Genomic DNA, 19,406 nt, shown 5'->3' with positions numbered 1-19,406 from the left:
ATGACCGTCGAAACCCTCTCCACCTCTCGCGTCCACGGCGGAACCCTGCGCTACTGCCGGCACGCCAGCACCAGCACCGGCACGCCGATGAAGTTCACGGTGTGGACGCCGGATGGCGAGGGGCCGTTTCCCTATCTCGTCTGGCTGTCGGGCCTGACCTGCACCGAGGACAATTTCACGGTGAAGTCGGGGGTCTACGCCTATGCGGCCAAGCATGGCGTGGCGATCGTCGCGCCCGACACCAGCCCGCGCGGCGAAGGCGTGGCCGACGACCCGGCCTACGATCTGGGGCAGGGCGCCGGCTTCTATGTCGACGCCACCCAGGCCCCGTGGGCGCCGCACTTCAAGATGTACGCCTATGTCACCGGCGACCTGCTGATGGCGGTCGACGCCGCCTTCCCGCTGGACCCGGCGCGACGGGGAATCTTCGGCCATTCGATGGGCGGGCACGGGGCTTTGACCATCGCCCTGCGCAATCCGAACCTCTTCAAGTCGGTCAGCGCCTTCTCGCCGATCGTCTCGCCGTTGAACTGCCCGTGGGGCGACAAGGCGATGACCGCCTATCTCGGCCCCGACCGCGCCGCCTGGCGCGCCCACGACGCCTGCGCCCTGATCGAGGATGGCGCGGGGGCCAGCTTCGACGAAATCCTGATCGACCAGGGCCTGGCCGACAACTTCCTGGAAAGCCAGCTGAAGCCCGAACGGATCGAAGCCGCCGCCGCCAGGGCCGGCCGCAAGGTCACGGTGCGGCGGCAGGATGGCTATGACCACAGCTACTTCTTCATCTCGACCTTCATCGGCGATCACGTGGCGTTTCACGCCGCCCGCCTGTGAACTTTCGGTAATTCATCCTGGGTTCAGGCGGCGAACCCTCCTTTCACGGTCAAGCTGACTGGGAGGGGAAACCAATGAAGTTCGCACCGCTTGCCGCCATCATCGTTCTGGGCCTGAGCACTTCGGCCTGTGTGATCATCGACGCCGACGACCATCCCGACATCTCGGTGACCCGGAGTGACGGCCAACCACTGGAGCCGCTGCAGGCCGCGCGGGTGGACAAGGACGATCTGGTGGTCCGCGTCTCCTCGAACGGCTGCACCCAGCCCGACGACTTCGCCGTCGAGAGCACCCGCCGCGATGGCCTGACCGCCTTCACCTTCACCCGCAAGCGCCCCGACATGTGCCGGGCCTTCCTGCCGGAAGGCGTGGAACTGCGCTTCCCGCTGGACGCCCATGGGGTGGAGCGCGGCGGCCGGGTCCGCGTACGCAATCCGTTGTCGCGGCCTTAGGCCCGGCGGAGGCGGGGGGAGCACATTGACTCCCCGGCCTCTCTCCCTCATAAACCGCGCCTTCACGCCGCCGGCTCGCCGGACGGCGCGGAAAACGCATGACGGATTGACCCGAAGCCGCCGTTGAGATCGCACCTCTTTCGAGGGGAGCCGGCACGGATCGAACTAAAAGAGTGACCTATGTCTAAGCGCCATAGCGCCAAGTACAAAATTGACCGCCGCATGGGTGAAAACCTGTGGGGCCGTCCGAAGTCCCCGGTCAACCAACGCTCGTACGGTCCTGGCCAGCACGGCCAACGCCGCAAGCAAAAGGTTTCGGACTTCGGCCTGCAGCTGCGCGCCAAGCAAAAGCTGAAGGGCTACTACGGTAACCTGACCGAGAAGCAATTCTCGCGCACCTACGAGGAAGCTGCTCGCCGCAAGGGCAACACCTCGGAGAACCTGATCTCGCTGCTCGAGTCGCGTCTGGACGCCATCGTCTACCGCGCCAAGTTCGTGCCGACCGTGTTCGCCGCCCGCCAGTTCGTCAACCACGGCCACGTGACCGTGAACGGCAAGCGCGTGAACATCCCGTCGTACCGCTGCAAGGCTGGCGACGTGATCGCGGTCCGCGAAAAGTCGCGCAACATGGCTCTGGTCCTCGAAGCGGTCGCCTCGAACGAGCGTGACTTCGCCGAGTACGTCTCGGTCGACGCCAAGGGCCTGTCGGCCACCTTCGTCCGCGCTCCGGAACTCTCGGAAGTTCCGTATCCGGTGAAGATGGAACCGAACCTGGTCGTCGAATTCTACGCTTCGTAAGCGTCGGATCCGAACCCATACGGAAAGGCCCCGGAGCGATCCGGGGCCTTTTTGTTTGATGCTCCCCTGTTGGGGGAGCTGTCGGCGAAGCCGACTGAGGGGGCTAATCCGGCATTGCCGCGCTGCCCCCTCCGGCCCTACGGGCCACCTCCCCCTTAAGGGGAGGAGCCCCCTTGAAAGCCTCCTGTGCAGATCCCACCTTGATCAGGCGGGACCGGGCCCCTCTGGCAAGCGATGCAAGCGCTTGTGATGTCGGACCGCATCGGGTGTTCTCGATGTCTGGGTCCGGCTGCCTAGCCCCCCTCCCCAAAGGCGCCGCCTCTCGTCGAGGACACCCGATCCATGTTTTTGGACCGGAGGTTCCACATGCCCCTTCTGATGTGCCCCAACTGCGACGGCTCCATGCAGGCCGTGCAGCGCGCCGGCGTCGAGTTCGACATGTGCCCGCGCTGCCGTGGCGTCTGGCTGGACCGCGGCGAGCTGGAAAAGCTGATGGTCATCGAGCGCGAGGAGGCCCAGGCCGCTCAAGGCCAGCCGCGCGCCTACGCTCGTCCCGATCACTACGGCGACCACAAGAGCGACCACCGGCGCCACGATGACGACGACCGTCACCGCCAGGGCGCGTACGGTCATCACAAGAAGAAGCGTTTCGACCTCTTCGACATCTTCGACTGATCCGGCGCGGCGCGGGGGCTCTACGGCGCGGTCGACGGGACCTCGCCGTACTCCCAGCTCCACGGCGTCCCCAGGTCGCCCAGCGCCGCCTTGACCAGGGATGGAAAGACCTTCTGGCCCACGCCGCTGTTGGTCAGCAGCACCACGCAGCGCTTGCCCTTCTCGACGCAGACCATGTGGTTGTCGGTGATGTCATTGTGGCCGCCCTTGAAGAAGGCGTGGCCCTGGGGCCCGTCGAACACCACCACGCCGATCCCGGCCGCCAGGCCCGCCTTGGCGTTGTCGGGATTGTCCTTGATCAGGAACGGCGGAAACTGGCTCCGGCTGACGATCGGGAAGCTGGGCTTGGCCAGTTCGGCCCGCGCCTTGGCTGAAAGGCCCCATCCCGAGACCATCGCCGCCGCCAGCTTCGACAGGTCGGTGATCGTGGTGTCCAGCGAGCCGGCCGCCTTGACGCTGGAGCGGTCGTCGTGGGCTTCCCACTTGCCGTCCGCGTGCTGGCCGTCCGCCAGGTTCGTCTTGAAGTCGTCGCGCCAGATCATGCTGGAGCGGGTCATGCCCAGCGGCTTGAACAGCCGCCTATCCATCTCGTCCCCGACCTTCAGGCCCAGCCCCTGCTCGATGACGAACTGCAGCAGGTTGATGCCCTCGTTCGAATAGGCGTAGCGGCTGCCCGGCTCGAGGTTGAAGCGGAACTTGTTCTCCGGGTCATAGAACCGCTGGTCGGCCAGGCCTGAACTATGGGTCAGCAGGCGGCGCGCGGTGATCGTCTTCCAGCGTTCGTCGACGCCGAGGTCGGCATATCGGGGATAGTCGGGCAGGGGCTTGGGGAGGTACTCGGCGATCGACCTGTCCAGGTCCAGCTTGCCCTCGTCGACCAGCATCAGGACGTAGTAGGCGAACGTCGTCTTGGTGATCGAGGCCGCGTACATAATCGTCTCGGGCGTCAGCGGATCGCCCTTTTCGTTACGCACGCCCTTGGCCACGACATGGGCGACCTTGCCCTTGTCGACGACGGCCATGGCGACGCCTGGGATCTTGCCGGCGGCCATCAGCCGGTCGATCTCGGCGTCCAGGGTCTTGTAGCCGGGCGCGGCCAAGGCCGGGGTAGTCAGGGCGCTGGCCAGGGACGCGACCAGGAAAGCGAACCGAAGACGCACGAGACTCTCCCCTGGAGCGCGGCGCGCGCTCCGAATGTTCAAACACCGAAGCCCGGAGGGCTCCGAGGGCTGGTCAGGTCGCCAGCGGTGGGCGATCTTCACCGCAAGTCGGGCGGTTCGTACAGAGGTCGATGACAGGCGCGGTTTCACGCAGAGGTTTTGTACTCGCCGGAGCGGCCCTGACACTGGCCGGATGCGCGACCACGCCCGTGCTGCTGCGCGCGGCGCCCAGCGAGACTTGGCCCGAGCTGGAGCCTTTGCTGGCGGCGGAGGCGGGGGCCGAGGTCCTGACGATACGGGTGACTTCGAAGGGATGCGCGACCAAGGCCGATTTCGCGTTCCGGGTCGATCGAAGGGACGGCCACGCGGTGGTGGCTTTCGCGCGGCGGCGGCTGGAGACCTGTAAGGGCGCGGGCGCCGCGATCGATCTGGTGTTCAGCTATGCGGAGCTTGGCCTCACCGCTGGCGAGCGGATCGTCATCGCCAATTCTGTATCGACCGCGCGACGCTGAGGGACAAAAATGTTCGAGAAGGTTCGCAAGGCCATTGAAGGCTTCTTCGAGGACGTCGCGCGGCAGTCGCGCGAGTGGAAGATCCAATGCACCAAGTGCGGCCACCAGAAGTCGCTCGCCTCGGTGGGCGGGATTCGGTACGGCGCGGCCGGGACCAGCTACACGCTCGGCACATGCTCGAAGTGCGGCGACTTTCGGATGCTGAAGATCTATCGCCCCGCCAAGTCGCAGGCCTAAACGTCATCCCTTCGGCGTGAACCGCTCGATCATCCAGGGCGACACCCGCGCGGGGCGCTTGGCGGCGATGTCGATCAGCACCCAGTCGGTGCGGCTCTGGGCGCACATCTCGCCGTCCGGGCCGTCGATACGGACATAGCGCTCGAACCGCGGGCCCTTCAGCTCGCCGACCCAGGTGTAGCCCGTGGCGACCTCATGGGGCAGCAGTTCGCGGCGGTAGTCGATCTCGTGGCGACGGGCGATCCAGCTCCACGGCGCGCGCTCGTCCGCGCTGGCCCAGGCTTCCCAATGGGCGATGGCCAGGTCCTGGGCCCAGGCCAGGTAGACCACATTGTTGACGTGGCCGTTGGCGTCGATGTCCGACGCCTTGGGCTCGAAGGTCAGGGAATAGGCGTCCGAAGGCGGGACGAAGAGTCGGCTCAAGCCGAAAGCACGCCCTGTTCGACCAGGAGGGTCTTCAGTTCGCCCGACTGGAACATCTCGCGGATGATGTCGCTGCCGCCGACGAATTCGCCCTTCACATAGAGCTGCGGGATGGTCGGCCAGTCGGTGAAGGTCTTGACGCCCTGACGCAGGTCATCGTCCTGCAGGACGTCGACGCCGACGAACTCGACGCCCAGATGGTCGAGGATCTGCACGACGACCGACGAGAAGCCGCAGCGCGGCTGGTCCGGCACGCCTTTCATGAAGACGACCACGGGATGGTCGGCGACGGTCTTGGCGATGAAGTCCAGGGCGGGGGAGGAGGCGACGTCGGTCATGGAGATAGTCCTAGGGCGTAAGCCTTTCAGCTAGGCGCCGTGGGCCCCGGGGTCAAGAGGGAGCGGGTCAGGTGCGACTAGTCGCCTTCTCGCGTTCCTGGGCCGAGAAGCGCGCCATTTCGATCTGGGCGCAGACGCCGTTGGGCATGTCGCGCTCGACCACGGCGGCCAGGCGCTCGACCTCGGCGCGGGTGTCGGCGGTGATGCGCACGGACGACAGCGAGGGCTCGGTCAGGGCGTAGCCGAGGCAGATGTCCTCGCCGCTCCAGCCCATGGTGTTGTGCAGGAACTCGTAGCCGCCGACGTCGGCCAGCGGGTCGGAGCGACGGCGCCACAGCGACGGCTTGGGCGGGGCCATCTCGCCGCCCTCGCGCAGGGCCTGGGGCCAGAAGTCCTCGCCGATCACCGCGAAGTCCTGCTTGATGGCATGGCGGATGCGGTGGCGCTCGGCCCAGCCGGACGACAGGTTGAAGGGCGAGGAGATGGCCGTGACCATCTCGTTGGCCAACAGGCGGGGGTCGATGTCGCCTCGGCTGGCGACGCCGACGCCGCGAAGGACCCGACTCTCGTGCAGCGAGCGCAGCCCGGCCTCGAAGGCGGGCGGCAAGGCGGGGGCCAGCGGATCGTTGATCAGCACCAGGTCGAGATAGCTGAGCGACAGCCCGTCGAAGGCGGAATTGAGCATGCCGTCCACGGCCTGCTGGCCCAGCGCGGCCGCGTCGCCGCGCACGCGCCAGGTCAGGAACAGCAGGTGGCGATCCACCGAGGCGAAGGCTTCCCCGGCGCCCTTCAGCAGCTCGGGCGAGTCACCGTCGACCTGGAAGCTGTTGATGCCGTTTTCCAGCGCCGTGAAGACCAGGGCGCGCCAGTCGTTGGCCCGGAGGCGTGAGCTGTCGGCCAGGCGCAGGGTGAGCGCCGAGACCGCCATGCCGGAGGCTCCGAAGGGACGATAGCGCAACGCCGGGGCTCCTAGAGCATTTTCCGACGAAGTGGATACCGGTTCGTCGTCAGAAAATGCGTTAAAACAAATAACTAGAGCATTCCACCGATCCGTTCGGATCGGAAAATGCTCTAGTCGGCCGGGGCCAGGGTTTCGAGAGCCAGGGCGTGCAGCGTGCCGCCCAGCACGTCGGCCAGGGCCTTGTTGACCAGCTGGTGCTGGCGCACGCGCGGCAGGCCCTTGAAGGCGGGCGAGACGATGCGGGCCTTCCAATGGTCGTTGTCGCCGGCCAGGTCGGTCAGCACGATCTCGGAATCAGGAAAGGCGGCGTTGAGGCGCGCCTCGAGCTCGGCATGGGACATGGGCACGGGAAGGGCTCCGATCCTTGGAGGGTCTATGTGGCCGTGATTCCTTAAGAACGACGTATGCGGATGAGACGTTCGGCAAGACTTCGCGACAAGATTTCGGAGATTTAATTGAATTCGCGGCGCGGCGCACGGCATGTAAAGGCCATGACCCATCTTTCTCGCCGTTCGGCTCTCCGCCCCTTGGCGCTGGTCGCCGCCGTCGTCGCTGCCGCAGCGTTTGCCGCGCCGGCCTTCGCCGGACCGGGCGACAAGGCTGTCGAGGATGTTCGCACGCTGTCGGCCGACGACATGCAGGGGCGGGGCGTCGGCACGCCGGGCTCGGAGAAGGCGCGGGCCTATATCCTGTCGCGCTTCGCCGAAATCGGCCTGTCGCCGATCGGTGACAAGTTCGAGCAGCCCTTTAGCTTCGCCAAGCGGGATGGCTCCGCGGTGCAGGCGACCAATCTGGTGGCGCGTATCAAGGGGACGCAGCCCGGCAAGGCGCTGGTCGTCTCGGCGCATTACGACCACCTCGGCGTGCGGGGGGGCGAGGTCTATAACGGCGCCGACGACAACGCCTCGGGCGTGGCGGGCCTGCTGGCGGTGGCGGAGGCCTTCAAGGCCAAGCCTCCGAAGCACGACGTGATCTTCGCGGTGGTCGACGCCGAGGAGGGCGGCCTGCGCGGCGCCAAGGCCTTCGTGGCCGCGCCGCCTGTCCCGTTGGAAAGCATAGCGCTGAACATCAATTTCGACATGCTCAGCAAGAACCAGAAGAACGAGCTTTATGTCTCGGGGACCGGGCCGTTCCCCTACCTTAAGCCGATCCTGGTCAAGGTCGCGGCGACCGCGCCGGTTACGCTGAAGCTGGGCCACGACACCGACGCCGACGGCAAGGAAAACAACTGGACCAACCAATCCGACCACTACGCCTTCGCCGAGAAGGGCGTGCCGTGGATCTATTTCGGGGTCGAGGACCATCCCGAGTACCACAAGCCCACCGACGACTTCGCGACCGTGCCGCAGGACTTCTTCAAGCGTTCGGTGGCGACCGTGGTCCAGTCGAGCCTGGCGCTGGAAAAGAACCTGGACGACGTGGCCAAGTCTTCAGGGCGCTAGACCTAAGTTTCACCGGGATTTCCACGGCGCGGCGAATTGTCGCCGGGGTGGCGCCGGGCCCTCATCTCTCCTTAATCTGGCGAAGTCCACCGTGAGTCCGCCGACTTGAGGAGCCCGCGATCAAGCTCGCCATCGTGAGAACCCGGATCTTCAGGACCGCGCCGACGGTGGGCCTCATCGTGGGCGCGGCGATGGTGATGGACTATGTCGTCAACATCCTGCTGCTGCGCGACCCCAGCGCCTACACGCCGTTCTCGACCCTGCTGATCTCGCTAATCGTGGCCACGCCGCTGGCCTATTGGCTGACGAGCCAGAGGATGAAGCTGGAGCGGATGCACGCCGACCTGACCGCCAGCGTCGACGCCAAACAGACAGCCATCGAGGCCGCCGACGAGCGTCGCCTGGAGGCCGAGGACGCCCTGGCCAAGCTGAGCGAGGCCCAGCGCCTCTATCGGCTGCTGGCCGACAACCTCGCCGATCACATCGCCCTCTGGTCGCCGAAGGGCGAGCGGATCTACAGCTCGCCCAGCATCGAGCGGATCACCGGCTTCACGGTCGACGAGTTCATGGCCCTGCCGCCCACGGCGATCGTCAGCCAGGCGGACTTCGACCGGGTGCAGAGGCTGGTGCGCACGCTGGAGCCCGGCGGCCCACCCGCGGTGGCCGCCTATGAGAGCTTCCGCAAGGACGGCGGCTCGGTCTGGATCGAGAGCACCTATTCGCGCCTCGGCGACGGCTCGGACTACCTGCTGGTGGCCTCGCGCGACATCACCGATCGCAAACAGCTGGAACTGGATATCGCCAAGGCCCTGGTGCTGGCCGAGGCGGCTTCGGCGGCCAAGTCCGACTTCCTGGCCAACATGACCCACGAGCTGCGCACGCCGCTCACCGCGATCATCGGCTTCGCCGAGGTGCTGCGCCGGTCACGCAACCTGACCAAGACCGCCGCGCGCCAGGTCGGCCATATTCTCGACGCCAGCAACACCCTGCTCAGCGTGGTCAACGACGTGCTGGACTTCTCGCGTCTGGAGGCCGGCGGGCTGGAGCTGGATCCGGGGCCGTTCGACCCCGCCGCCATGGCCTCGTCCTGCGCCGCCCTGGTCGAGGAGCGGGCCGTGGCCAAGGGGCTGAGCCTGAAGGTCGAGACGCCCGCCGACCTGCGCCCCATGAGCCTGGACGGCCCGCGCCTGAGCCAGGTGCTGCTGAATTTCCTGTCCAACGCCGTGAAGTTTACCGCCCAGGGCGGGATCACAGTCGCCCTGCGCCAGACGGTGGAGGGCGAGGAGGCGATGCTGCGATGCGAGGTCACCGACACCGGCATTGGCATCGCCGCCGCGCATCGCGAGAACATCTTCGACCGCTTCTCCCAGGCCGACGCGGCGGTGTCGCGACGGTTCGGCGGAACCGGGCTGGGCCTGGCCATCTCGCGCCGGATCATCGACCGGATGGACGGCCGGATCGGCATCGACAGCGTCGAAGGGCAGGGCTCGACCTTCTGGTTCGAGGTGCGAGGCCCGCTGGCCGAGCTGACGCCGACCGTCGAGGCGGAGATGTCGCCGCTGGACGCCGACGCCGGGGTGCGGCTGCTGCTGGTCGAGGACAACGCCGTCAATCGCGAGCTGATCCGCGCGATGCTGGAGCCGTTCGGCGTCGAGGTGGAAACCGCCAATGACGGCGTCGCCGGCGTCGAGGCCATGCGCCGGGGTCACTACGACCTGGTGCTGATGGACGTGCAGATGCCGGTGATGGACGGCCTGACCGCCACCCGCGAGATCCGGGCCATGGAGGGCGCGCGCGGCGCGGCGACGCCGATCGTGGCCATGACCGCCAATGTCCTGCCCGAACAGATCGCCAATTGCCTGGCGGCGGGCATGGACGATCACCTCGGCAAGCCGATCAATCCGACCAAGCTGCTGGAGGCGGTGGCCCGCTGGTCGGGGCGGACCCACGCGGCCTAGGGCTTCGGCCGGCCTACTGGGCCAGCAGCTTCACCAGATCGGCCTTCCAGAACTTCGCCGAGGTATGGGTTCCGTGGCCGCGCGTCTCGGTCGAGGCCGGGATCAGCACGAAGCGCGCACGGGGCATGCGCTTGACCATCTGCTCGGCGAGGCCAAGCTCGGGCGGGTTGATGAAGTCGTCGGCCGAGTTCACCCAGAGCACCGGCACGGTGATCTTCTCCAGGCCCGGGGAGGGGTCGTAGTTGCGCGATGCGTCGATGTAGTAGAGCGCGTTGTTGGCTTCGTATCCGCCGACCATGCGGGCGAAGGACTGCTCCAGCGCCTTCTCGGTCGCCTCGCGGGTCGGGTACTGCGCCTGCAGCGCCATCGGATTGGCGCCGGCCAGGATCTGCAGGTCGGCCGCCGTGCGGATGCCCGCCATGGGCTGGGTGGTGTAGTCGCCGCCCATCCACGCCGGGTCGGCCTTGATCGCGTCCATCGCCATCTTGCGCCACATCCGGTTGCGGCCGGCCAGCGCTACGGTGTTGCAGGCGAACGGCGCCAGACGCTCGGCGAAGCCCGGAAAGGTCTCGCCCCAGACGAAGGCGTGCATGCAGCCCATCGAGGTCCCGAGGATCAGCTTGAGCCGCGTCACGCCCAGGCCATCGACCAGGAGCTTGTGCTGCAGGGCGACCATGTCGTCATAGTCGTAATGCGGAAAGGCCATGCGCAGGCCGTCGCTGGGCTTCGATGAGCCGCCATGACCGATGTTGTCGGGCAGGATCACGAAGGTCTTGGTGATGTCGAGCGGTTGGCCGGGCCCGTAGAGCTCGTCGGCGAAAACCGGGACGAGGAAGTTCCTGCCCGAGCCGCCGGTGCCGTGCAGCACCATCACCGCATTGTCGATCTCGCCCTTGGCGTTGCGGTGTGGCGTGCCGAGCGTCGTGTAGTGCAGCCGGGCCTCGGCCAGTTTTTCACCCGACTTGAAGACGAAGCCGCTGACGGTGAAGTCGCCTTCCTTCGTCGGCCACTCGGCCGCCCGGGCGGCGACAGGGATCGTCAGGGCGAGCGCGGCGAGCAAGGCGAGGATCGTACGGGTCATGCCGCGACCCTATGCACGCCGTGGCGGGGGTCAAGGTCGCTCCCCGCCACGCTGGATGGCTAAGCCGGACGACGGCGTAGCTAGAGCCCCGCGCTAGGCCTTCGGCGCGTTCATGTAGCCCGGCATCCAGGCCTCGTGCGCGGCGCGCAGGGCGTCCAGCGAGAGGCTGAACAGGCCCGTCGACGCGAAAGCCTCGCCGCCCGCGACGCCGGCGACATTGGCGTGGACGCCGGCCGCCTTGGCCGCTTCCAGCACCGCGTCCGGATCGGGCGTGGCGATCAGGTAGCGGGCCTGGTCCTCGCCCAGCAGATAGGGGTGGGCGTGGGCGGCGCTGGTGGCGTTCAGGGTGACGCCGACCTTGCTGGCCAGGGCGATGTCGGCCGCGGCGATCAGGAGGCCGCCGTCCGACAGGTCATGGACGCCCGCCAGCAGGCCCGAGGAGATCAGGCCGCGGACGAAATCGCCGTTCTTGCGCTCGACGGCCAGGTCGACCGGCGGGGGGGCGCCGTCCTCGCGGCCCAGGATTTCGCGCAGATAGATCGAGGCGCCCAGTTCGCCGTGGGTCTCGCCGATCAGCACCAGGGTGTCGCCCTCGGTCACGCCGCCGAAGCCGGTGCGCAGGTCGTAGTCGTCCAGCAGGCCCACGGCGCCGACGGTCGGGGTCGGCGGAATGGCGACGCCATTGGTCTCGTTGTAGAGGCTGACGTTCCCCGACACGACCGGGAAATCCAGCACGCGGCAGGCCTCGGCCATGCCGTCGGTGGCGCGGACGATCTGGCCCATGGTCTCGGGCTTTTCGGGGCTGCCGAAGTTCAGATTGTCGGTGATGGCGATCGGCAGGGCGCCGGCGGCCGTCAGGTTGCGCCAGGCCTCGGCCACCGCCTGCTTGCCGCCTTCATAGGGGTCGGCCTGGACGTAGCGCGGGGTGCAGTCGCTGGTCACCGCGATGGCCTTGCCCGAGCCGTGGATGCGCACGATGCCGGCGTCGCAGCCGGTGGCGCTGTCCTCCAGGGTGTCGGCCATCACGTGACGGTCGTACTGCTCCCACAGCCAGCGCTTGGAGGCCATGTCGGGGCAGCCGACGATCTTCAGGACCGCTTCGTTCCAGTTGATCGGGGCGGGGATCTGACCGGGGTCGAGGCGTGGGTCGAGCTTGGGCTGGACCCAGGGGCGATCGTACAGCGGCGCATCGTCGAACAGCGGCGCCAGCGGCACGTCGCAGACCGTCTCGCCGTGATGCTTCAGCACCAGGCGGCCGGTGTCGGTGGTGTAGCCGATGACAGCGGCGTCCAGGCCCCACTTCTCGAAGATGGCGTGGCCGTCCTGCTCGCGGCCGGGCTTCAGGACCGCCAACATACGCTCCTGGCTTTCCGACAGCATCATCTCGTAGGCCGACATGCCTTCTTCGCGCTGAGGGACCATGTCCATGTTCAGCTCGATGCCGACGCCGCCCTTGCCGGCCATCTCGACCGACGACGAGGTCAAGCCCGCCGCGCCCATGTCCTGGATGGCGGCGACCGCGCCGGTGGCCATCAGCTCCAGCGTGGCCTCGATCAGCAGCTTCTCGGCGAAAGGGTCGCCGACCTGCACGGTGGGGCGCTTCTCCTCGGAGTCCTCGGAGAACTCGGCCGACGACATGGTCGCGCCGTGGATGCCGTCGCGGCCGGTCTTGGAGCCGAAATAGACGACCGCCAGGCCCGGGCCCGGCGCCGCCGAATAGAAGATGCTGTCGGTGCGGGCCAGGCCCACGCACATGGCGTTGACCAGGATGTTGCCGTTGTAGCCCTTGTGGAAGTTGGTCTCGCCGGCGACCGTGGGCACGCCCACGCAGTTGCCGTAGCCGGCGATGCCGGCGACCACGCCGTCGACCAGGCGCTTGGTCTTCGGATGGCTGGGGTCGCCGAAGCGCAGGGCGTTCAGCAAGGCGATCGGCCGCGCGCCCATCGTGAAGACGTCGCGCATGATGCCGCCTACGCCCGTCGCCGCGCCCTGATAGGGCTCGATGTACGAGGGGTGGTTGTGGCTCTCCATCTTGAAGATGATCGCGTCGCCGTCGCCGATATCGATGACGCCGGCGTTCTCGCCCGGACCGCAGATCACGCGCGGACCGCTGATCGGGAACTTCTTCAGCTGGTTCTTCGAGGACTTGTACGAGCAGTGCTCGGACCACATCACCGAGAACACGCCCAGCTCCACGAGATTGGGCTCTCGGCCCAGTCGCTTCAGGACGACGTCATATTCGGCGGGTTTCAGGCCGAACTCGGCGGCCAATTCGGCCATGGGCTTTTGGGGCGTGCTCATGGGCGCGCCTTCTAACCCGACCGATCAGATTCCGCCACAGCTCGTGGGGACTTCTTCGTTGTCGAAGTGGCGAACGGCGCCATGGTGGGGCGATCGATTGGGAGATTTCGATGATCCAGCGCCGCGCCGTCCTGACCTTTCTGGCCGCGACGCCCCTGATGGCGGCGAGCCCGGGCGGCGAGACGCGGGTCCTGATGGTCACCGACAAGGGCGTGATCGTCATCGCCCTGGACCTGCGGCGCGCGCCGATCACGGCCGGCAATTTTCTGGCCTATGCCGACAAGGGGCTGCTGGACGGCGGGACCTTCTATCGGACCGTCTCGCCGAAGAACGACAACAACCCGGCCACGATCAGCGTGATCCAGGGCGGGCTGGGCGATGGCGGGACGCGGCTGCCGCCGATCGCCCACGAGACCACCAGGGCCACGGGTATCCTGCACAAGGACGGGGTGATCTCGATGGCGCGGGATACGCCGGGCTCGGCGACCTCGGAGTTCTTCATCTGCCTGGGTGACAACCCCGCCCTCGACCACGGCGGCGCGCGCAACAAGGACGGCCAGGGCTTCGCCGCCTTCGGCCGGGTGGTGGAGGGGATGGACGTCGTCCGCGCCATCCACGACACGCCCACGGTCAAGAAGGCCGACGATCCCTACATGAAGGGTCAGATCATCGAGAAACCCGTGCGAATCCTGAAGCTTAGCCGGAAATAAGGCGGCTTGGCCGGAGGAACGGCGCGAGTCCGGGTTCGTTTAGTCTGGGTGCGCATGAGTGAGCGCGCGGTGAAAAAGGAGAAGCCCGATGGCTGACAACAACCGGAACCCGCAACAGCAGAACGACGAACAGCGCCGAGCGCCGGGCCAGCAGCAACAGCAGGGCCAGGAGCGCCAGAAGGAGCGCGCCCCGAACGAACAGGGCCGCAATCCGGGCGGTCAGGCCAACCAGGATGAGAACCTCAGGCGCGGCGAACGCTGACCGACTGAATGTCTCTCCGTAGAGCAAGGGCCGGCGGTCACCCGCCGGCCCTTGTTGTATCTATTTCGCGTCCACAACCGGCAGCTCGATGAAGCTGGCCGTGTCGCCCGCGTGGAACACGCGCTGCGTCGCCTTCACGTAGTCGCTCGGCTTGGCGAAGAAGATGTTCGGCACGAAGGTCTGCGGATTGCGGTCGTAGAGCGGGAACCAGCTGGACTGGACCTGCACCATGATCCGGTGACCCGGCTGGAAGGTGTAGTTCGCGGTCGGCAGGATGAACTGGTATTTCAGCGGGGTGTTGGCCTTCAGCGCCTTGCCCTCGGTGAAGCCCTCGCGATAGCGGCCGCGGAAGATGTCCATGCCGACGGCCAGCTGGTAGCCGCCCAGTTCGGGCTGGCTGGGGACCTCATCCGGGAACACGTCAATCAGCTTGACCACCCAGTCGCTGTCCGTGCCGCTGGTCGAGGCCGTCAGGTTGACCTTCGGCACGCCGGCGATCTTCAGCGGCGCTGTCAGGGGCTCGGTGACATAGGTCAGGACGTCGGGACGGCCGTCGACGGCGCGCTGGTCGGTGACCAGCCACTGCTTCCAGCGGTCGCTGTCGGCGAAGCGCACCGGGCGGGGCAGGTAGGGCACCGGCTTGGCCGGGTCGGAGACATATTCGTCATAGGCCTCCGCGCCCTTGGCCGCCGCAGGGGCCTCGAAGCCGAGTCCGCCCTTGGGTTCCAGATAGAGGTTCCTGCTCTTTCCTTGCGGCCAACTGGCGTAACGGTTCCACTTGTTGGCGCCCGGGTCGTAGATCAGCACCGGCGGCGTATCGGCCTTCGGACCGTCCTTCAGGTGCTGGTCGAAGAAGGGCTTGAGCACGTCGCGGCGGAACTGCAGGGCGGTGTCGCCGTCCCACTTGAACGGGCCCAGGTTGTAGGCGTCGTAATTGACCTGGCTGTGCCGCCAGGGCCCGAGCACCAGGTAGTTCTTGTCGTTGGCGGTGTCCTTGGACTCCAGCGCCGGATAGGCGTGCACGGCGCCCCAGATGTCCTCCTGGTCCCAAAGGCCCTGGATCCACATGGTCGGCACCTTGAGCGGCGTCTTCTCCATGGTCTTGTCGAGGGCCTGCTCGCTCCAGAAGCTGTCATAGGCCGGGTGCTCGCTGACCTTCTTCCACCAGGGCAGCTTGTCCAGGCCGTGGTTCTTGGCGTAGTCGCCGGCCGAACCCTCGCGCAGGAAGTTGGCATAGTCGTCGTAGCCCTGGCGCTGGACGCCTTCGCCCGAACCGCGCGCGGTGGTCTGGCCGGTGAAGTAGTCGAAGTTCACCTGCCGGAAGGCGCCGAACTGGAACCAGTCGTCGCCCATCCAGCCGTCGACCATCGGGCTCATCGGCGCCGCCGCCTTCAGGGCGGGATGCGGATTGACCAGCGCCATCACGACGGTGAAGCCCTCGTACGAAGACCCGAGCATGCCGACCTTGCCGTTGGTCTCGGGCACATTCTTCACCAGCCAGTCGATGGTGTCGTAGGCGTCGGTGGAGTGGTCGACCTCGGACGAGTTCAGGGGGCCCTTCAGCGGGCGCGTCATCACATAGTCGCCCTCCGAACCGTACTTGCCGCGGATGTCCTGGAAGACGCGGATATAGCCGCCGTCGGCCACGAACGGCTCATCGCCCTGGGGCAGAATGCCCAGCATTCGGGGGCTGTCGGCGCGGGCGGCGCGCTTGGCGGCGTTGTAGGGCGTGCGGGTCAGCATGATCGGCAGGCTCTTGCCGCCCTTGGGGATCACGATGACGGTGTAGAGCTTGGTCCCATCGCGCATCGGGACCATCACCACGCGCTTTTCGTAGTCGTGGTTGATCTTGGCGGCGACGTACTTGCCGTCGATGTCCGGCGTTATGGCCGGGGTCTGGGCGTGGGCAGCGACGGTGAAAGCCGAAACGGCCACGGCGGCCAGCAGACCAGCGCGCAGGGTGGAGACGAGACTCATGGATGGCCCTCCTACTGAGGCGGGCACCTTAGGCTCGGGATTTTCGGGCTGCTACAGTGTAACAGCGCTCCTCAGCCCACTTTTTGATCGTGCGCTCTAGGCGCTCTGGAAGATGCTGCGGAACAGCACCGCGCCGTCTTCCGAGCCGAGGTCGGCGTCGAAGGCGCGGTCGGGGTGAGGCATCAGGCCCAGGACATTGCCGCCGGCGTTGACGATGCCGGCGATATTGCGCGCCGAGCCGTTCGGGTTTTCCTGGTAGCGGAACACCACGTGGCCCTCGCCCTCGAGGCGGTCCAGGGTTTCCTCGTCGGCGAAGTAGTTGCCTTCGCCGTTGCCGACGGTCATGACCGCCTGGCGCTGCTCGCCGTAGCCGGCGGTGAAGCGGGTCTGGCCGTTGACGATGTCGAGGCCGACCGGCTTGCAGACGTATTTCAGGCCGGCGTTGCGCAGCAGGGCGCCGGGCAGCAGGCCGACCTCGGTCAGGACCTGGAAGCCGTTACAGATGCCGACCACGGCGACGCCCTTGTTGGCGGCCGAGACGACTTCCTTCATGACCGGGCTCTGGGCCGCCATGGCGCCGCAGCGCAGGTAGTCCCCGTACGAGAAGCCGCCGGGCAGGACGATCAGGTCCAGGTCGTCCGGCAGGGCCGTCTCCTGGTGCCAGACCATTTCGACACGGGCTCCGGCGGAGCGCTCGATGGCGACCTTGCAGTCACGATCGCAGTTCGAACCGGGGAATACGACGACGGCGGCTTTCATGGCGCGGGCCTGTAGCACCGTTCGTGGCGAATGTCAGGGGGCTGTGCGTCCTTCGAGGCGCGCTTAGGAGCACGCACCTCAGGATGAGGACCTTTTGCTGAATGCCTCATCCTGAGGTGTGAGCCGAAGGCGAGCCTCGAAGGACGCAAGGCGCTGCTACGCGCACGCGTCCAGCTCAGGCTCCACCGGTTCTCCGGTCGGGGCAGGGAAGGGGCTCTTGAAGGTGAAGGCGGCGGGAGTCGGGCCGTGGGCCTCGATCAGGGCCAGCTTGTCCAGCGCCTCCGCAACGGTCGGTTCGTGGCCTACGGGTACCCACCAGAGCGCCATGTAGGTGTCCATGTGCTCGAACCACTCCTTGCGGCGGCGCATGATCTCGATGTGGCCGCTGCGGTAGACGAAGGCGCCCAGGGCGGGGATGTCCTCCCAGACCGACAGGTTGGGAATGAACAGGGGATCGCCGCCGATCGCCATGTCGGTGGCGTTGTTGCCTTCGCCCTTGAGGCGCCAGACGAAGCCCGGCGAGGATTCGGCCAGGGCGTTGATGCGGTCGAGATTGTCCGCGAAGTCCTTGATCATGGGGTGGTCGATGGGCGCCCGTAGGCGTCCGACATTGACCTCGGCCAGATGGAACTTCGCGCTCATCGACGGTCTCCCTCTTGTCGCTGCTCGCCGAACATTGTGCGGCCAAGCTGCGATCGAAAGGGGCGGGGCGGAGAAAATTCCGCCCCTGTAGGTCACGTCGCCCTAGGCGATGTCGATGCGGTAGCTTTCGATGACCGTGTTGGCGAGCAGCTTCTCGCACATGGTCTTGACCTCGGCCTTGGCCTTCTCGGCGTCGGTCTCGGCCAGGTCGAACTCGATGACACGGCCGACGCGGGCGTCCTTCACCGACGGCCAGCCCAGGCCATGCAGGGCGTTCTCGACGGCCTTGCCCTGGACGTCGAGCACGCCGGGCTTCAGGAACACGTGGACAGTAGCTTTCACTGACAGGCTCTCCCCTCGCGACGCGCCGCGTCGCGATACTTCCGAATGAAGGTTTAGTGCACGCCGCCCTGAATGACGGTCGGCATTTCCTTCATGATGCCAAGGCGGCGGGCCACCTCGGTATAGCTCTCGATGACATTGCCGAGGTCGCGACGGAAGCGGTCCTTGTCCAGCTTCTCGTTGGTGACCGTGTCCCAAAGGCGGCAGCTGTCGGGGCTGATTTCGTCGGCCAGGATGATCCGCGAGAAGTCGCCCTCGTAGACGCGGCCGAACTCGATCTTGAAGTCGACCAGCGTGATGCCGACGGCGCTGAACAGGCCCGACAGATAGTCGTTCACCCGCAGGGCCGTGGCCATCATGTCGTCGATCTCCTGGGTCGCGGCCCAGTTGAACGCGGTGATGTGCTCTTCCGAGACCATCGGGTCGCCGAGCTTGTCGTCCTTGTAGTAGAACTCGATGATCGAGCGCGGCAGCGGCTGACCCTCGGTCAGGCCCAGGCGCGTGGCGATCGAGCCGGCGGCGATGTTGCGCACCACGACCTCGAGCGGGATGATCTCGACTTCCTTGATCAGCTGCTCGCGCAGGTTCAGGCGGCGGATGAAGTGGTTCTGGACGCCGATCGAGTTCAGGCGAGTCATGATGTACTCGCTGATCCGATTGTTGATGACGCCTTTGCCTTCCAGGACGGCCTTCTTCTGCGCGTTGAACGCGGTGGCGTCGTCCTTGAAGTACTGAATTAGGGTGCCGGGCTCGGGACCCTCGTACAGGATCTTGGCCTTGCCTTCGTAGATCTTCTTGCGGCGGGTCGTCATGGCTCTCGTCGAGGCCCTTCTGTAAGCGCGCGCCCAGCCCTTGTCGGGAAAACCTCCCGGAGAAACGAAAAGCGCGCGCGGCGGATAGCTGCGCGCGGCGTTCGACTCAAGGCCGCTCACTAAAAAATATCCTTCGGAACTTACCTGAATGAGCGCTGCGGCGCAAACACGGGTGGGGCTTTTGGTCTAGCGCGGGAACGGAAACGTCGCCTGCGGCTTATCCGCCGATTGCGGCGGAGACCGGCACGGGATATGCAGCCCGCTGCAGAGCATGATAGCCGAATTTGGACGCCGGTTTCGGCGACCATCATGCTCTAAACGTTTAGAATTGGAGCCTGCCGCGGCCAGATGGTTTGTCTGGCCGCGGCAGGCTCTCGACGACTTTGGGGCCTTCATGACCACCTTCGACGACCGCGAACGGGCTTTCGAAAACAAGTTCGCTCACGACAACGAACTGGAATTCAAGGCGACCGCGCGCCGTAACCGCCTACTGGGCGAATGGGCCGCTGGTCTGATGGGCCTGGCGACGGTCGAGGAGTACGCGCGCGCCGTGGTGAAGTCCGACTTCGAACAGCCGGGCGACGAGGACGTGCTGCGCAAGGTCTTCGAGGACCTCAAGGGCTCGGGCGTCTCGGTGTCCGAGGGCGAGGTCCGCATGAAGATGGACGAACTGCTGGCCCAGGCTCGCGAGCAGCTCAAGAGCGGCGAATAAGCCTTTCGTCCAAGCCGA

The 19,406-nt window shown here is 66.5% G+C and carries 23 protein-coding genes and 1 pseudogene; 11 read left to right on the top strand and 13 right to left on the bottom strand.

What is annotated here, in order from left to right; all coding sequences use genetic code 11:
* From fghA to AC1RRV_RS04775, 4 genes are all read left to right on the top strand, one after another.
* Positions 1-834, top strand: coding sequence for an S-formylglutathione hydrolase (gene fghA / locus AC1RRV_RS04790; RefSeq protein WP_492858436.1), 834 nt, complete (start codon positions 1-3; stop codon positions 832-834).
* 74 nt (positions 835-908) lie between these two features.
* On the top strand, positions 909-1,286 hold the full coding sequence (locus AC1RRV_RS04785) for a hypothetical protein (RefSeq protein ID WP_492858435.1): 378 nt from the start codon (positions 909-911) through the stop codon (positions 1,284-1,286).
* A gap of 180 nt (positions 1,287-1,466) precedes the next feature.
* Positions 1,467-2,084, top strand: a complete 618-nt coding sequence (gene rpsD / locus AC1RRV_RS04780) for a 30S ribosomal protein S4 (protein WP_099580201.1) — start codon at positions 1,467-1,469, stop codon at positions 2,082-2,084.
* A gap of 366 nt (positions 2,085-2,450) precedes the next feature.
* Positions 2,451-2,759 carry a TFIIB-type zinc ribbon-containing protein gene (locus AC1RRV_RS04775; protein WP_492858434.1) on the top strand — a complete coding sequence of 103 codons (309 nt, stop codon included), beginning with the start codon at positions 2,451-2,453 and terminating at the stop codon, positions 2,757-2,759.
* Between the two features lie 20 nt (positions 2,760-2,779).
* Here AC1RRV_RS04775 and AC1RRV_RS04770 read toward each other — a convergent pair whose 3' ends face one another.
* Entirely contained in the window at positions 2,780-3,919 is a 1,140-nt protein-coding gene (locus AC1RRV_RS04770; protein WP_492858433.1) for a serine hydrolase domain-containing protein, read from the bottom strand.
* Between the two features lie 131 nt (positions 3,920-4,050).
* Here AC1RRV_RS04770 and AC1RRV_RS04765 point away from each other — a divergent pair, with 131 nt between their 5' ends.
* The gene (locus AC1RRV_RS04765; protein WP_492858432.1) at positions 4,051-4,431 is read left to right on the top strand and encodes a hypothetical protein; all 381 of its coding nucleotides are present in this window, start codon (positions 4,051-4,053) and stop codon (positions 4,429-4,431) included.
* Positions 4,432-4,440: 9 nt separating this feature from the next.
* A complete protein-coding gene (locus AC1RRV_RS04760; protein ID WP_492858431.1) occupies positions 4,441-4,668 on the top strand; it encodes a hypothetical protein in 228 nt (75 codons plus the stop codon).
* 3 nt (positions 4,669-4,671) lie between these two features.
* Here the strand turns inward: AC1RRV_RS04760 and AC1RRV_RS04755 are convergent, their stop codons facing one another.
* From AC1RRV_RS04755 to AC1RRV_RS04740, 4 genes are all read right to left on the bottom strand, one after another.
* Positions 4,672-5,091, bottom strand: a complete 420-nt coding sequence (locus AC1RRV_RS04755; RefSeq protein WP_492858430.1) for an acyl-CoA thioesterase — start codon at positions 5,089-5,091, stop codon at positions 4,672-4,674.
* Positions 5,088-5,429: a Grx4 family monothiol glutaredoxin gene (gene grxD / locus AC1RRV_RS04750; RefSeq protein WP_492858429.1), complete on the bottom strand. Its 342-nt coding sequence runs from the start codon at positions 5,427-5,429 to the stop codon at positions 5,088-5,090. Before grxD ends, AC1RRV_RS04755 begins: the two co-directional genes overlap by 4 nt.
* Positions 5,430-5,496: 67 nt before the next feature.
* Positions 5,497-6,387, bottom strand: a complete 891-nt coding sequence (locus AC1RRV_RS04745; protein ID WP_492858428.1) for an aldo-keto reductase family protein — start codon at positions 6,385-6,387, stop codon at positions 5,497-5,499.
* 113 nt (positions 6,388-6,500) lie between these two features.
* Positions 6,501-6,737, bottom strand: coding sequence for a BolA/IbaG family iron-sulfur metabolism protein (locus AC1RRV_RS04740; RefSeq protein ID WP_492858427.1), 237 nt, complete (start codon positions 6,735-6,737; stop codon positions 6,501-6,503).
* A gap of 144 nt (positions 6,738-6,881) precedes the next feature.
* Between AC1RRV_RS04740 and AC1RRV_RS04735 the strand changes: the two genes are divergently transcribed.
* Together AC1RRV_RS04735 and AC1RRV_RS04730 are read left to right on the top strand one after the other, a co-directional pair.
* Positions 6,882-7,832 (top strand): M20/M25/M40 family metallo-hydrolase, encoded by a 951-nt coding sequence (locus AC1RRV_RS04735; RefSeq protein WP_492858426.1) that lies wholly within the window; start codon positions 6,882-6,884, stop codon positions 7,830-7,832.
* 119 nt (positions 7,833-7,951) lie between these two features.
* On the top strand, positions 7,952-9,790 hold the full coding sequence (locus AC1RRV_RS04730) for a PAS domain-containing hybrid sensor histidine kinase/response regulator (RefSeq protein WP_492858655.1): 1,839 nt from the start codon (positions 7,952-7,954) through the stop codon (positions 9,788-9,790).
* 13 nt (positions 9,791-9,803) lie between these two features.
* On the opposite strand, the gene AC1RRV_RS04725 is transcribed toward AC1RRV_RS04730, so the two are convergent.
* Together AC1RRV_RS04725 and purL are read right to left on the bottom strand one after the other, a co-directional pair.
* Positions 9,804-10,871 carry an alpha/beta fold hydrolase gene (locus tag AC1RRV_RS04725; protein WP_492858425.1) on the bottom strand — a complete coding sequence of 356 codons (1,068 nt, stop codon included), beginning with the start codon at positions 10,869-10,871 and terminating at the stop codon, positions 9,804-9,806.
* Between the two features lie 93 nt (positions 10,872-10,964).
* Entirely contained in the window at positions 10,965-13,172 is a 2,208-nt protein-coding gene (gene purL, locus AC1RRV_RS04720; RefSeq protein ID WP_492858424.1) for a phosphoribosylformylglycinamidine synthase subunit PurL, read from the bottom strand.
* A 110-nt stretch (positions 13,173-13,282) separates the two neighbouring features.
* Between purL and AC1RRV_RS04715 the strand changes: the two genes are divergently transcribed.
* A complete protein-coding gene (locus tag AC1RRV_RS04715; RefSeq protein WP_492858423.1) occupies positions 13,283-13,882 on the top strand; it encodes a peptidylprolyl isomerase in 600 nt (199 codons plus the stop codon).
* Positions 13,883-13,970: 88 nt separating this feature from the next.
* Positions 13,971-14,144 carry a hypothetical protein gene (locus tag AC1RRV_RS04710; RefSeq protein WP_492858422.1) on the top strand — a complete coding sequence of 58 codons (174 nt, stop codon included), beginning with the start codon at positions 13,971-13,973 and terminating at the stop codon, positions 14,142-14,144.
* Positions 14,145-14,204: 60 nt separating this feature from the next.
* Here AC1RRV_RS04710 and AC1RRV_RS04705 read toward each other — a convergent pair whose 3' ends face one another.
* From AC1RRV_RS04705 to purC, 6 genes and pseudogenes are all read right to left on the bottom strand, one after another.
* Positions 14,205-16,121 (bottom strand): CocE/NonD family hydrolase, encoded by a 1,917-nt coding sequence (locus AC1RRV_RS04705; RefSeq protein ID WP_492858421.1) that lies wholly within the window; start codon positions 16,119-16,121, stop codon positions 14,205-14,207.
* Positions 16,122-16,217: 96 nt separating this feature from the next.
* Entirely contained in the window at positions 16,218-16,880 is a 663-nt protein-coding gene (gene purQ / locus AC1RRV_RS04700) for a phosphoribosylformylglycinamidine synthase subunit PurQ (RefSeq protein ID WP_492858420.1), read from the bottom strand.
* Positions 16,877-17,036, bottom strand: a pseudogene (locus AC1RRV_RS04695) (hypothetical protein); the annotation flags it as partial. The gene purQ and the pseudogene AC1RRV_RS04695, both read right to left, overlap by 4 nt.
* The gene (locus AC1RRV_RS04690; protein ID WP_492858419.1) at positions 17,037-17,522 is read right to left on the bottom strand and encodes a DUF3291 domain-containing protein; all 486 of its coding nucleotides are present in this window, start codon (positions 17,520-17,522) and stop codon (positions 17,037-17,039) included. It lies immediately after the preceding pseudogene.
* A gap of 102 nt (positions 17,523-17,624) precedes the next feature.
* Positions 17,625-17,864 (bottom strand): phosphoribosylformylglycinamidine synthase subunit PurS, encoded by a 240-nt coding sequence (gene purS, locus AC1RRV_RS04685; RefSeq protein WP_492858418.1) that lies wholly within the window; start codon positions 17,862-17,864, stop codon positions 17,625-17,627.
* 53 nt (positions 17,865-17,917) lie between these two features.
* Positions 17,918-18,676: a phosphoribosylaminoimidazolesuccinocarboxamide synthase gene (purC, locus tag AC1RRV_RS04680; protein ID WP_492858417.1), complete on the bottom strand. Its 759-nt coding sequence runs from the start codon at positions 18,674-18,676 to the stop codon at positions 17,918-17,920.
* A gap of 394 nt (positions 18,677-19,070) precedes the next feature.
* Between purC and AC1RRV_RS04675 the strand changes: the two genes are divergently transcribed.
* Positions 19,071-19,388: a DUF1476 domain-containing protein gene (locus AC1RRV_RS04675; protein ID WP_492858416.1), complete on the top strand. Its 318-nt coding sequence runs from the start codon at positions 19,071-19,073 to the stop codon at positions 19,386-19,388.
* The last annotated feature ends 18 nt before the right edge of the window (positions 19,389-19,406 follow it).

Source organism: Caulobacter sp. GW821-FHT11E10 (assembly GCF_058808375.1).
This window is presented reverse-complemented; position numbering and strand designations above follow the sequence as displayed.